This window comes from Bradyrhizobium sp. cf659 (assembly GCF_900113725.1).
Lineage (GTDB): Bacteria > Pseudomonadota > Alphaproteobacteria > Rhizobiales > Xanthobacteraceae > Bradyrhizobium.
This window is the reverse complement of sequence record NZ_FOQJ01000002.1, coordinates 467,706-480,934: the sequence shown is the minus strand read 5'-3', so window position 1 is coordinate 480,934 and position 13,229 is coordinate 467,706. Positions and strand designations below refer to the sequence as shown.

Here is a 13,229-nt window from a genome sequence, read left to right as displayed (position 1 = left end):
AGCGGAGCAGGAGGACAGGAAGGCGCCCACCTCACTCCCCGATCAGCTTCAGCCACTCGTCTTCGGTCAGCACCTTGACGCCGTGCTTGTTGGCCTCGGCGAGCTTCGAGCCAGCGCCCGGGCCGGCGATGACGAGATCGGTCTTCTTCGACACCGAGCCCGACACCTTCGCCCCTAGACGCTCGGCGGTGGCCTTGGCTTCATCCCGTGTCATCTTCTCCAGCGAGCCCGTGAACACAACGGTCTTGCCGGCGACGGCCGAATTGCTCTTCGGCCTCTCGGCGTCGACGATCTCGACTTCCCTGGTCAGGCGCTCGACGATGCCGCGGTTGTGGCTCTCGCCGAAATAATCGGCGATGCTCTTGATCACGGTGTCGCCGATCTGGTCGAGCGCGTCCATGTCCGCCATCGCCTCCTCGTCGCCCTTGGCGACCTTGAGGCAGGCGTCGTGGAACGCGTCCCAGGAGCCGTAGCCGCGTGCCAGCGCCAGCGCGGTGGTCTCGCCGACATGGCGCATGCCGAGCGCATAGACGAAGCGCTCCAGCGCGATCTTGCGCCGGCTCTCGATGGCGGCGAAGAGGTTGCGCACGGAGGTGGCGCCGTAACCCTCGATCTCCTCGAGCTTGAGTTTCGAGTTGCGCTTCTCCAGCGTGAAGATGTCGGCGGGCTCTTTCACAAAACCTTCGTCGAAGAAGTACTGGAGCTGCTTCTCGCCGAGGCCGTCGATGTCGAAGGCGCGCCGCGACACGAACAGTTTGAGGTGCTCGATCTTCTGATAGGGGCAGGCGAACTCGCCGGTGCAGCGGGCGCGCGAGCCCTCTTCGCCGGCCGCCGTCTCCTCGCGCGTGACGTCGGTGTGCAGCGGGCACGGGCACTTCGTCGGGAAGTGGAATTCCTTGGCATTCTTCGGCCGCTTGTCGAGGACGACGTCGACCACCTGCGGGATGACGTCGCCGGCGCGCTGGATCACGACGGTATCGCCGATCCTGATGTCGCGGCCCTCGCGCAGCACCTCGCCCTTGTTGCCGATGCCCTTGATGTAGTCCTCGTTGTGCAGCGTGACGTTCTGCACGATCACGCCGCCGACGCCGACCGGCTCGAGCTTGCCGACCGGCGTGAACGAGCCGGTGCGGCCGACCTGGATCTCGATGTCGCGCAGCACCGTCATGGCGCGCTCGGCCGGGAATTTGTGCGCGATGCCCCAGCGCGGCGTGCGCGAGACGAAGCCGAGCCGCTCCTGCCAGTCGATGCGGTCGACCTTGTAGACGACGCCGTCGATGTCGTAGTCGAGCTCGGCGCGCTCCTCCTCGATTCTTTGATGGAACGCGATCAGCTCCTCGACCGAGTGACACAGCCTGGTCAGCGGATTGGTCTTGAAGCCGCAGCGCTCGAACCAGTGGATCATGCCGCTCTGCGTCTCCTCCGGCATCGCGCTCATCTCGCCCCAGGCGTAGGCGAAGAAGCCGAGGGGGCGCGAGGCGGTGATGGTCGGATCCTTCTGGCGGAGCGAGCCGGCGGCCGAGTTGCGCGGATTGGCGAAGATGGTGCTGCCTTCGGCCTTCTGCCGCTCGTTGAGCGCGAGGAAGGCCTTCTTGGTCATGTAGACCTCGCCGCGCACCTCGCAGATGTCGGGAATATTGCGCCCCTTGAGCTTTTGCGGGACGTCTTCGAGCGTGCGGATGTTGGCGGTAACGTCCTCGCCCTCCGCACCGTCACCGCGCGTCGCGGCGGTGACGAGCTCGCCGCCCTCATAGCGCAGCGACATCGAGAGACCGTCGATCTTCGGCTCGGCGGAGAAGTCGATCTTGTCGTCGTCGAGCTTCAGGAAGCGGACAATGCGGCCGACGAAGTCGCGCACGTCCTCTTCGGCAAAGGCGTTGTCGAGCGACAGCATGGGAAGGGAATGCCGCACCTTCCTGAAGCGGCCTGACGGCGCCGCGCCGACCTTCTGCGAGGGCGATTCCACGCTGACGAATTCCGGAAAGCGTTTTTCGATCGCATTGAAGCGCTGGCGCAGCGCGTCGTATTCGGCGTCGGTGACGGTGGGCGCGTCATCCTGATAATAGCGCTTGTCATGCTCTTCGAGCTCGAGCGCGAGCCGCATGAGCTCGACCTTGGCCTGCGCCTTGGTGAGCTCGGCGACGTCACGGAGCGGTTTGGATTTTGCTGCTCTTGCCATGATGCTTGGATACGACGGAGCGGGCGGGAGGGTAAAGATGGGCGGAGGTCTTGTTCCCCGGACGCAGTGCAGCGCTTCTTCAGCGGTGCACTGCAGAGCCGGGGCCCATGCGGCGGCATTCTGGGTCCCGGCTCGCGCTGCGCGCGTCCGGGACACGAGGCTTAAGCCGTCGCCGCCTTGAGCAGCCGGTCTGCGGCCGCCCTCGCCTCGGCGGTGATCTCGGCGCCGGCGAGCATGCGCGCGATCTCCTCGCGGCGGTGGTCGGCGGCCAGCGCATTGACCCGGGTGGCGACGCGCTTGCCCTTGTCGAGGGCGTCCTTGGAGATGAGCAAATGCTGGCCGGCCCGCGCGGCGACCTGCGGGGCGTGGGTCACGGCCATCACCTGCACCTTGCCGGCAAGCCGCGCCAGGCGCCCGCCGATGGCGTCGGCCACTGCGCCGCCGACGCCGGTGTCGATCTCGTCGAACACGAGAGTCGGCGCCGAGCCGCGGTCGGACAGCACGACCTTGAGCGCCAGGAGAAAGCGCGACAGCTCGCCGCCGGAGGCGACCTTCATCAGCGGGCCCGGCTTGGTGCCCGGATTGGTCTGCACCCAGAACTCGACGCGGTCGATGCCTTGCGGCCCCGGCGCGGCCTCGTCGGTTTCGACCTGGGTCATGAATTTCGCGCGCTCGAGCTTGAGCGGGGCAAGCTCCGCATTGACGGACTTGTTGAGCTTCTCGGCCGATTTCTGCCGCGCCATCGACAGTTTCTTCGCGGCAGCGGCATAACGCGCATCGGCCTCGATCGCAGCCTGCTCCAGCTTCTTCAGCCGCGAGGCGCCGGCATCGATCAGCACGACGTCGGCGGCGTATCTGGCGGCGAGCGCGGCGAGCCCGTCGACCGGCGTCGAATATTTGCGCGAGGCGGCGCGCAGGGCGAACAGGCGCTCTTCGATGCGTTCGAGCTCGGCCGGATCGAAGTCGGTTGCGGCCAGCGCCGCCTGAAGATGCTGGTCGGCTTCCTCCAGCGCGTTGATCGCGGCGTCGATCGCCTTGACCGCGGGCTCGACCAGCGCCGGCGAATTGACGCCGCGGCGCTCCAGCCGGCGTACCGCGGCCGACAGCGCCGCGACCGGCGAGTGGTTGCCGCCGACCGCCTCCTGCGCTTCGCGCAGGTCGGAGGCGATCTTCTCGCCCTGCATCATCGTGGTCCGGCGGGACGCCAGCGAGGTCTCCTCACCGTCCTTGGGGGCGAGCTGCTTCAGCTCGCCGGAGGCGTGGCGCAGATAGTCGGCCTCGCGCGCGGCCCGCTCCATGCCGGCGCGATGCTCCTCCAGCTCGGTGTTGGCGGTGCGGCGCGCCTCCCAAAGCGACTCAACGACTGCAACGTCCTTCTCGAGGCCGGCAAAGGCATCGAGCAGGCGGCGGTGAGTGGCGGCATCGACCAGCGCACGCTCGTCATGCTGGCCGTGGATCTCGACCAGGGCGGCGCCGACCGCCTTCAGCGTCTGCACGCTGATCGACTGGTCGTTGATGAAGGCGCGGGTGCGGCCGTCGGCGAGCTGGACGCGGCGGAGAATCATCTCGCCGGTGTCGTCGAGGCCGTTCTCGGCGAGGATCTTCGTCGCGGGGTGATTCTTGGGGATATCGAAGACGGCCGTGACCTGCCCCTGCTCCGCGCCGTGGCGCACGAGGCCCGCGTCGCCGCGGCCGCCGAGCGCCAGCGCAAAGGCATCGAGCAGGATGGATTTGCCCGCACCGGTCTCGCCGGTCAAAACCGCGAGGCCCGTTGCGAATTCGATATCGAGCCGTTCGATCAGGACGATGTCACGGATCGACAGACGCGCGAGCATGGAACCAAATTTCCTAGCCGAGACCCATCTTCTTGAAGGTCTTGCTGATCCAGGACCCCTGATTCTCGCTCGGTTCGAGACCGCCGGATTTTACAAGATTATAGGCGTCCTTGTACCAGCGGCTGTCAGGAAAATTGTGGCCAAGTACGGCCGCCGCCGTTTGCGCCTCGCCGACGATGCCGATCGCCATATAGGCCTCGGTGAGCCGGTAGAGCGCCTCCTCAACATGGCGAGTGGTCTGGTACTGCGTGACCACGGCCTTGTAGCGGTTGATCGCGGCCGTGTAGTCGCGCTTTTGCGCGTAATAGCGGCCGACGTTCATTTCCTTGCCGGCGAGCTGGTCGCGCGCGCCCTCGATCTTGGCCTTGGCGGAGGTCGCGTATTCGGACGTCGGATATTTGCGGACCACCTCTTCCAGCGAGGCGATCGCCTTCTCGGTACGGGTCTGATCGCGGCTGATGTCCGGAATCTGGTCGTAATGCGAGGCGGCAATCAGGTATTGCGCATAGGCCGCGTCCGGGCTGCCGGGATGCAGCGTGACGTAGCGGGTGGCGGCGCCGATGCAGCTGTCATAGTCGCCGCCCTGGTAGGACGCATAGGCCGACATCAGCAGCGACTTGCGGGCCCAGTCGGAATAAGGATGCTGGCGGTCGACCTCTTCGAACTTCTTGTTCGCCGCCTTCATGTCCTTCTTCTCGTTCATGAGGTACAGGCCCTCATTGTAGATCTTGTCGGCGGGCTCCTCGACGAAGGTGTCGTCCTTGGCGGTGAACTTGTCCCAGAGCGCGCCGGTGCCGCAGCCGGCCAGCGGCAGCGCGAGCATGATGAAGGCAGCGGCCTGAAGCAGCCCGCGGGCGAGAGGCGAGATCAAGGGATATCCGCGCGTCATACGCTGTGCCGACATGAGTTTAAGCCCTGACGCCCTGTGATGCGGTGCCCGCCAGCCCACGAACCTCGTCATGGGCGCGAATGTAGCCGTGGTGCCTGCCGTGCGACCACGCCGATGTATCCGAAAAACGATCGCTAACCAACCGTATGGGCAGGCATTTCGCCCGGATTAAGGCGAACGTGCCGCAATGCTAGTCGATCATGGTTACCAGGAGTTTCCCGGGGACAACCGGCGCCAGACGCCCACGGCCACAGGTCTCTTCAGGACACGTCCGGCCCGTAGGCCGCGGCGATCCGGCCGCCGACGATACCGCGACCGGTTTCGACCACGGGACGCGTGGTGCGGCGCACCGCCTCGCCCTCGACCACCCGCCAGGCGGAACGGTCGGCAAGCAGCGCGGTCAGGACGGCGTGGTTGAGCTTGTGGCCGCCGCGCACCGAGCGGTAGGCGCCAAGCAGCGGCAGGCCGGCCAGCGCGAGGTCGCCGATCACGTCCAGCACCTTGTGGCGGGCACATTCGTCGGCGTAGCGCAGGCCCTCGGTGTTGAGCAGCCGCTCGTCGTCGAACACGACGGTGTTGTCGAAGGAGGCGCCGAGCGCATAGCCCGCGCCCCAGAGCCGGGCGACGTCGCACATCAGACCGAAAGTCCGGGCGCGGCCGACTTCGCGGCGGAAACGTTCCGGGCTGAGGTCGAAGGCGTAGCTCTGCCGGCCGATGACGGGATTGGTGAAGTCGATCTCGACCTCGACGCGGAACCCGTTGGCGTGGGGCCGCATCTCGCCGAAGGAGTCGCCGATCTTGACCGAGATCGGCTTCAAAACCTGGATGAAGCGGCGCTGCGCCGGCTGGGTGACGATGCCGGCCTGGTCGATCGCCGCAATGAAGGCCGCAGCGCTGCCGTCCATGATCGGCACTTCCGGCCCGTCGATCTCGATCGTGGCGTTGTCAACGCCCATGCCCCGCAGCGCAGCAAGCACGTGCTCGGCGGTGGAGACCAGCGGACCATTACGATCGCCAAGGACGGTGGCGAGATCGGTCGCGATCACCTGCTCGGCGGTCGCCTGAACTTCGCGGTCACTTCCCTCAAGGCCGGTGCGGACAAAAACAAAACCTGCATCGACGGGCGCAGGTCCAAGCGTGAGGTTGACGGGAAGACCGGAATGAACGCCGACGCCGACCACGGTGGCTTGCGCACTAAGCGTTGTTTGCCGGCTAAATTTCATCAGGAACCCGCCCCACTACGACCCACTGCGACTTATACTCGACCCGAACGACCGGCCAAGCCCGCCGTCCGAATCCGTATCCCCAAGTCACGTCAAACCATAGTCACTGCCCCAAACAGCGCCAACTCACGCTTTTTTACCGATTGTTACCCCAAACCTGCCGTATTCGCGCCAAGGCTTAACCAAATTGCGCCGAGGTTTTGGGCCGCTGCCGGCGGTTTTACTGAACCACCGAATACGTAATTAATGATTTAAAATCAGTTGCTTGGCCATGCAGCCCAGGCATGCCCGGTCAAAAAGGAAAGGTCCCGGCAAGCTTCCCGCCGGGACCTTTTTTCGTCTGCCTTATTGTAACAATCCTCAGGTCGCCTGCCGCCGCAGGAAGGCCGGGATATCAAGATGGTCGTCTCCCTGTGGCGCCGGCGCAACAGGCGCGGAACGGCCATGCATGTCGAGGCCCTGCGGCGCGGGACGGCGGGCATACTCCGATACCGGCTCGCTGGCCGCGATCTGTTGCGCCACGCTCTTCTGCGCACGGCGGTCCGGCAGCGGCGGCATCGCGGGACCAGTGGTGCGGGCGGCAACCGGCGGCTCACTCTCCTCGTCGCGGCGGCCAAGGCCGACATTGGCGAGGCGCTGGAGCAGCGACAGGCGGGTCTTCTGCGGGGTCTCTTCTTCAACCTCGCCGCGGGCCTGACGAATCTCGGCCTGGGCCGGCATCGGCAGTTCGTCGAGGCGCGGCATCCGCGGCGCGCGCACCGGCGCACGCTCGGCCTGCGGCGGGATGAAGTTTTCGGGCGTCATCGGCTCCTGCATCGCGACCGGGGCCATGTCGGGCTCCGGGAACAAGGTCGGCTTCTGCGCGATCGGGCGCACGGTGACGTCGCCGTAGGTCTGCATCGGCGCGGGCGCCTGCGGGACGTCGGCAACGGCAGCCGCGATGGCGGCGAGCGCAGCGCGCTCGACGTTCGGACGCGGCGCCATCGGGGCGCCAGCGACCGGCGCGGAGGCAGACGCCGGGACCTGCGTTTCCAGCTTCTGGGCACGTTCGGCCAGGCGCTGGTTGTCGGCACGCAGACGCGCGGTCAGATCGGCGAGACGGCTCTCGGCCACGGCGGCCGGAGCTGCGGGAGCCTGCTGCACCTGCGGCGCTGCGTTCGCAACCGGGGCGCTGGTGGCCTGGCTGTTGCGGGCGATCGTGGCCTGCTCGATGCCGGTGGCGACGACGGAAACGCGAATCAGGCCATCGAGCGCTTCGTCGAAGGTGGCGCCGACGATGATGTTGGCGTCCTGGTCGACTTCCTCGCGGATGCGGGTCGCGGCTTCGTCGACCTCGAACAGCGTGAGGTCCTTGCCGCCGGTGATGGAGATGAGAAGGCCCTTGGCGCCCTTCATCGAGCTGTCGTCGATCAGCGGGTTGGCGATCGCAGCTTCAGCGGCGGTCAGCGCGCGCTTGTCGCCGGAGGCCTCGCCGGTGCCCATCATCGCCTTGCCCATTTCGCGCATGACGGCGCGGACGTCGGCGAAGTCGAGGTTGATCAGGCCTTCCTTGACCATCAGGTCGGTGATGCAGGCGACGCCCGAATAGAGCACCTGGTCGGCCATCGCGAAGGCGTCGGCGAAGGTGGTCTTCTCGTTGGCGACCCGGAACAGGTTCTGGTTCGGGATGATCAGCAGCGTATCGACCACCTTGTGCAGCTCGGCGATGCCGGCTTCGGCAGTGCGCATGCGGCGGGCGCCCTCGAAGTGGAACGGCTTGGTCACGACGCCGACGGTGAGGATGCCCATGTCGCGCGCGGTCTTGGCGATGACGGGAGCAGCACCGGTGCCGGTGCCGCCGCCCATGCCGGCGGTGACGAACACCATGTTGGCGCCCGAGAGATGGTCGCGCAGCTCGTCGATCACCTCTTCCGCCGCCGCGGCGCCGACGTTCGGCTGCGAACCGGCGCCGAGACCTTGCGTGACCGCCGTGCCCATCTGCACGATGCGCTGCGCCTTCGACATCGTCAGCGCCTGCGCGTCGGTGTTGGCGACCACGAAGTCGACGCCCTGGAGGCCCGCCGTGATCATGTTGTTGACGGCGTTGCCACCGGCGCCGCCGACGCCGAACACGGTGATCCGGGGCTTCAGTTCGTGAATATCAGGAACATTGATGCTGATGGTCATGGTTGCTGCCTCTCGATCACGCGCGCGTGGGTTCGCCCCGGCCGGCGGCCGCGGGAGTTGGTGAAAATCGGGAATTACGGAAAGGAATCATCAGAAGCCCTCGCGTAGCCATCGTCCAACCTTTCCGAAATAACCGCCGGTCCCTGTCCTGGCCTGCTGCCGCGTATGCCGCGGTTCGACATGTTCCTGGTGAACATATTGCGGGTAGACGAGGAGTCCGGCCGGCACCGCGAACGCGGCGTTCTTCGCCTCGTTGGGCAGCCGGCCGAAGCCGAGCGGACGTCCGACCCGCACGGGCCGGCCGAGAATCTGAGTTCCGAGTTCGACGAGACCGGTCAGCTGCGAGGCGCCGCCGGAGAGCACGACGCGGCCGTTGGGCTCTGACGCGAAGGGCGAATCCTTGAGCCGGTCCCGGACCATTTCGAAGATTTCCTCGGCACGGTGCTTGACGATGTTGGCGATGGTGGCGCGGGAGACGATCTGCGGCAGATCCTGCTCGTCACCGGCTGTCGGCACAGACATCAGCTCACGCGAGTCCGATCCGCCGGTGATGACGGTCCCGTATAACGTCTTGATTCGCTCGGCATCGGCAATGGTCGCGGAGAGTCCGCGCGCGAGATCCATCGTGATGTGTTGCCCGCCGACCGCAAAACCGGCCGCGTGCACGAAACGGCCGCCGGCATAGACCGCCATCGTGGTGGTGCCCGCGCCCATCTCGACGACGGCCGCGCCGAGATCGGCCTCGTCGTCGGTCAGCACCGACAGGCCGGCGACATAGGGGCTCGCCGCCATGGCTTCGACATTGATGTGGCAGCGCTCCACCGCGAGCATCAGGTTCCGTGCCACGGTGGCGTCACAGGTGACGACGTTCATGTCGACACCGAACTGATGCGCGACCATGCCGCGGGGATCGCGGATGCCCTTGACGCCGTCGAGCGTGTAGCCGACCGGCAGCGCGTGCAGCACGGTGCGGCCCTCGCCGGTGGCGTGGCGCATGCCGGTCGAGGTGACGCGGCTGACGTCGGCCGGGGTCACGGCGCCGCCGCGGATGTCGGCGGCGGCTTCGACCAGCTGGCCGGAGAGCCGGCCGCCGGAGACCGACAGCAGCACGGACTCGACCCGCACCTTGGCCATTTTCTCGGCAAGCCCGACGGCCTGGCGCACCGCCTGCTCGCATTCGCCGAGATCGACCACCGCACCGGCCTTCATGCCGCGCGACTGGATCTGGCTGTAACCGATCAGTTCCACCGCGTGGGTGCGGCCGCGCAACGCATCGCTCGGCGCCGACGGCTTCAGCCGCGCGATCATGCAGGCGATCTTGCTGGTGCCGATGTCGAGGCAGGCGACGATGCCGCCGCGCTTGTGCGGCATCTGGCGCGTCTTCGGCGTCTGGGTGCGATCGAGACCGGTCATGCAGCGTCCCCGGCCTTCTTTTTCTTCTTGTCCTTGAACTGGTCTTCGCGCGCCTTGGCGGCGTCCTCGGACAGCTGCACCACCAGGCGATCGGGCAGGCGCATGTCGACGGCGACGATGTCGCGGGAGAACAGCTTGTCTTCCTTGTCGAGCCTGGACAGCATCGCAAGCGCGTTGCCGACGTCCTGCTCGGGCAGGCGGATGTCGAGGCCGTCCTTGAGCCTCAGGTTCCAGCGCCGCTCGCCGACGTAGATCGCGGCCTTGGTGATCGAGTTGACCTGCGGATAGCGCGCCAGCAGCGCGAGGAAATCACGGGCCTGCGTGTCGGCGCCCTTGCCGACCACGAGCGGCAGCGACAGGAACCGGCGCGAGACATAGGGCTCGAGCACGGCGCCGTCATCGGCGATGACGGAGAGGCGGCCGGCCTCCTGCCACAGCGCGAACGCCTTGCGCTCGGTGAGCTCGATCATGAGCTGGCCCGGATAGAGCTTCAGCACGGTCGCATCCGCGATCCAGGGATTGGCCTTGAGCTTGTCGCGCACGGCGTCGGCGTCGAGGAACAGGAGCGAGGAACGGCCGCTGACGCCGCCGATCGCGAGGATCTCGTCCTGGGTGAGCTGCTTGCGGCCGTTGATCACGACGGAGGTGATGCGGAAGCCGGCGGAATTGGCCATCGCGTTGCGGGCGTCGTTGACCGCCGTGACGAAATCCTGGAGATGGCCGCCCTTGACGATGCCGAAGCCGCAGCTTCCGATCAGCAGCAGCACGGTCATGCTGATCCCGACCCGGCGCGGCAGATAGCGCTCGACCAGCGCAACCACGCGCGGCGGCGGCTCGCGCTCGACCACGGCCTTGGCCTTCGCTTTGGTCTTGATCTTGTCCTTGGCGGCAGCGCGGACCTCGACGCGCTTGTCCTGCACCCACTCGCGCAGAAGCACGACCGCTCCGATAGCGGCCGCCTTCAGATCAGCTTGGGGCCTCAGCGATCTCAGAAGCGACCGGGTGAGGCTTCCTGCACCATCCATTGCACGAGCTCGTCAACAGTTTGCCCGCGACATCGCGCGGGTCCTGGCGAACATGACGTCTCGGACTTGCCGGGCCGGATCAGCAGACGAAGCCTCTCCCATCAAAGCGTTCGCTGGAGGTGACATCACCCGCAACAGCTCACGCGCCGGCAGCCAAAGCGCCATATGCGCCGCCAGCGTTAACCTTCGGATGTCCTGGTAAACAAAAGGTAAACTTCGTTAACGCCGGACGCTTTTTGCCCAGCCCTGTGAGGCATTTATGCCGCGATGTCCGGCATTTTACCGGATTTGGGACCCAAAACGGGCCGTTTCGCCCATTTGGCCGTTAACCAGTCCTAACTATTTCCGCACACCCCGGCCGGCGAGCTCGACCAGGCCGTGCAGGAAGTCGGGGAACGCGATGCCCTCGGCCTTCAGCGCCTTGGGGTAGAGCGAGGACTTGGTCAGCCCGGGAAGCGTGTTGGTTTCGAGATAGACGAGGCCCTTGGCCGAGACGATGAAGTCCGAGCGGGAATAGCCGGTGCAGGACATCGCCCGGTGCGCCAGCATCGCCTGCTCCTTGAGCGCGGCGGTGATCTCGGGTGCGAAACGGCCGGGGCAGATCTCCTGGGTCGTCGACAGGAGATATTTTGCGGCGTAGTCGAAATTGCCCTCGCCCGGAATGATCTCGATCGGCGGCAGCGAGACGATCGAGCCATCGGTGCGCTCCAGCACGCCGCAGGTTGCCTCGATGCCGGCGATATAAGGCTCGATCACATATTCCTCGTGCTTCGCGGCATTGCGGACGGCGACGAGGTCCTGCCTGGCGTTGACGAAGATCAGGCCGTAGCTCGACCCGTCCCGCGCCGGCTTTGCGATCAGCCGGCCGTATTCGGCGAAGGCCTCGTCGATATCGTCCAGTGCAATGTTTGCGGGCGGCGTCACGCCGCCGAGCGCGGCGAAGCGCTTCGCCGCGATCTTGTCGAAGGCGAGATGCGAGGAGGCCGAGCCCGAGCCGGTGAACGGCACGCCGCGCGCCTCGCACATCACCTGCAATTCGCCGTTCTCGGCACATCCGCCATGCAGGCCGAGCACCAGCACGCGGTTCTCCGCCTTGGCCTGGTCGAGCGCCTGCGCCAGCGGAATGCCTGATGTGCCGGGCTTGAACTCGTCTTCGAAGGGGCGAGCATGTTCGAGCAGCTGCTTCGACCGCACCACATGCACCTTGTCCTCGACGTCCCACCACCAGAGATCGGCCTCGGGCAGCGCCTGATGCAGCGCCTGGGCCGAGGCGACCGAAACCAGACGTTCCCGGTTGGAGCCGCCGAAGAGGATGGTGATGCGCATTCGTGTCCTCACATTTCGTCATTCCGGGGCGATGCGCAGCATCGAACCCGGAATCTCGAGATTCCGGGTTGCGCTTCGCGCCCCCGGAATGACTGTTAGGCGGAAACCCCGATCCGCTTGATTTCCCAGTGTAGCTCAATTCCGGAATTGGCCTTCACGCGCTCGCGCACGGTCTCGCCCAGCGTCTCGATGTCGTGCGCGGTGGCATCGCCCGTGTTGATCAGGAAATTGCAGTGCATCTCGGAGACCTGCGCGCCGCCGACGCGCAAGCCCCGGCAGCCGGCGGCGTCCACCAGCTTCCAGGCGGAATGGCCGGGCGGATTCTTGAAAGTCGATCCGCCGGTCTTTTCGCGGATCGGCTGTGCGGTCTCGCGATGGCTCTGCACCTCCGCCATGCGCGCGCGGATCGCGTCCGCATCCTTGACCTCACCGCGAAAGCGCGCAGACGTGAAGATGACGGAGGGGTCGACGCCGCTGTTGCGATAGACGAACTTCATGTCGGCATTGGAGAAGACGTGCTTGGTGCCGTCGCGGCCGACGCCTCGCGCCTCGATCAGCACGTCCTTGGTCTCGCCGCCATTGGCGCCCGCATTCATGCGCAGCGCACCGCCGATCGTGCCGGGAATGCCGAAGTAGAATTCGAGCCCGCCGATATTGGCGCCAGCCGCCACCTCCGCCACGCGCTTGTCGAGCGCAGCCGCGCCTGCGGTGACGATATCACCGCTCGCACTCGCCTCGCCAAAGGCGCGCGGCGCCAGACGTATCACCACGCCCGCAATGCCGCCGTCGCGCACGATCAGGTTGGAGCCGACGCCGACGACGTAGACCGGGATGTCGGAAGCGAGATGCGCGAGGAAATAAGCGAGATCGTCCTCGTCCGCAGGCGTGAACAGCACCTGCGCCGGACCGCCGACGCGAAACCAGGTCAGCTCGGCCAGCGACTGGTTGGCCAGCAGCCGGCCGCGCAGGTCCGGCATCGCGGCTTTGAGCGAGGGTGTGATGTCGGGGAAGCTCATGCAACTTCCTCAAGTGAGGGAAGCACACTGCTTCCGTTCCCTCCCCCCTTGCGGGGGAGGGTCAGGGAGGGGGGTAGCCCCAAGCGAGATTGGAGTTTGTGGCCACCCCTCTCCCCCACCCTCCCCCGCAAGGGGGGAGGGAGCGCGGTGTGCCGTG

9 protein-coding genes are annotated in these 13,229 nt (G+C 66.4%); all 9 read right to left on the bottom strand.

Going from position 1 to position 13,229, the window contains the following annotated elements; all coding sequences use genetic code 11:
• Positions 1–31 precede the first annotated feature (31 nt).
• The 9 genes from ligA to murB all read right to left on the bottom strand — a co-directional run bounded on the left by ligA (position 32) and on the right by murB (position 13,072).
• On the bottom strand, positions 32–2,179 hold the full coding sequence (ligA, locus tag BM118_RS11395; protein ID WP_177234209.1) for an NAD-dependent DNA ligase LigA: 2,148 nt from the start codon (positions 2,177–2,179) through the stop codon (positions 32–34).
• A 161-nt stretch (positions 2,180–2,340) separates the two neighbouring features.
• Positions 2,341–4,014, bottom strand: coding sequence for a DNA repair protein RecN (gene recN / locus BM118_RS11390; protein WP_092185244.1), 1,674 nt, complete (start codon positions 4,012–4,014; stop codon positions 2,341–2,343).
• Positions 4,015–4,027: 13 nt separating this feature from the next.
• Positions 4,028–4,918 (bottom strand): outer membrane protein assembly factor BamD, encoded by an 891-nt coding sequence (locus BM118_RS11385; protein ID WP_092185236.1) that lies wholly within the window; start codon positions 4,916–4,918, stop codon positions 4,028–4,030.
• A gap of 245 nt (positions 4,919–5,163) precedes the next feature.
• Positions 5,164–6,126, bottom strand: a complete 963-nt coding sequence (lpxC, locus tag BM118_RS11380; protein ID WP_092185226.1) for a UDP-3-O-acyl-N-acetylglucosamine deacetylase — start codon at positions 6,124–6,126, stop codon at positions 5,164–5,166.
• Between the two features lie 360 nt (positions 6,127–6,486).
• Positions 6,487–8,292 (bottom strand): cell division protein FtsZ, encoded by a 1,806-nt coding sequence (gene ftsZ, locus BM118_RS11375; RefSeq protein ID WP_092185212.1) that lies wholly within the window; start codon positions 8,290–8,292, stop codon positions 6,487–6,489.
• 90 nt (positions 8,293–8,382) lie between these two features.
• A complete protein-coding gene (gene ftsA, locus BM118_RS11370; protein ID WP_092185211.1) occupies positions 8,383–9,705 on the bottom strand; it encodes a cell division protein FtsA in 1,323 nt (440 codons plus the stop codon).
• Positions 9,702–10,730, bottom strand: coding sequence for a cell division protein FtsQ/DivIB (locus tag BM118_RS11365; protein ID WP_092185210.1), 1,029 nt, complete (start codon positions 10,728–10,730; stop codon positions 9,702–9,704). The genes ftsA and BM118_RS11365 overlap by 4 nt, the downstream gene beginning before the upstream one ends.
• A gap of 339 nt (positions 10,731–11,069) precedes the next feature.
• The gene (locus BM118_RS11360; RefSeq protein WP_092185209.1) at positions 11,070–12,056 is read right to left on the bottom strand and encodes a D-alanine--D-alanine ligase family protein; all 987 of its coding nucleotides are present in this window, start codon (positions 12,054–12,056) and stop codon (positions 11,070–11,072) included.
• A 95-nt stretch (positions 12,057–12,151) separates the two neighbouring features.
• Complete coding sequence (murB, locus tag BM118_RS11355; RefSeq protein WP_092185208.1) at positions 12,152–13,072, bottom strand: UDP-N-acetylmuramate dehydrogenase; 921 nt, start codon at positions 13,070–13,072, stop codon at positions 12,152–12,154.
• Positions 13,073–13,229: the final 157 nt, after the last annotated feature.

Bases quoted from the DNA above. Each gene is read 5' to 3' on its own strand.
- ligA (WP_177234209.1), bottom strand. From the start codon at position 2,179: ATGGCAAGAGCAGCAAAATCCAAACCGCTCCGTGACGTCGCCGAGCTC.
- recN (WP_092185244.1), bottom strand. From the start codon at position 4,014: ATGCTCGCGCGTCTGTCGATCCGTGACATCGTCCTGATCGAACGGCTC.
- BM118_RS11385 (WP_092185236.1), bottom strand. From the start codon at position 4,918: ATGTCGGCACAGCGTATGACGCGCGGATATCCCTTGATCTCGCCTCTC.
- lpxC (WP_092185226.1), bottom strand. From the start codon at position 6,126: ATGAAATTTAGCCGGCAAACAACGCTTAGTGCGCAAGCCACCGTGGTC.
- ftsZ (WP_092185212.1), bottom strand. From the start codon at position 8,292: ATGACCATCAGCATCAATGTTCCTGATATTCACGAACTGAAGCCCCGG.
- ftsA (WP_092185211.1), bottom strand. From the start codon at position 9,705: ATGACCGGTCTCGATCGCACCCAGACGCCGAAGACGCGCCAGATGCCG.
- BM118_RS11365 (WP_092185210.1), bottom strand. From the start codon at position 10,730: ATGGATGGTGCAGGAAGCCTCACCCGGTCGCTTCTGAGATCGCTGAGG.
- BM118_RS11360 (WP_092185209.1), bottom strand. From the start codon at position 12,056: ATGCGCATCACCATCCTCTTCGGCGGCTCCAACCGGGAACGTCTGGTT.
- murB (WP_092185208.1), bottom strand. From the start codon at position 13,072: ATGAGCTTCCCCGACATCACACCCTCGCTCAAAGCCGCGATGCCGGAC.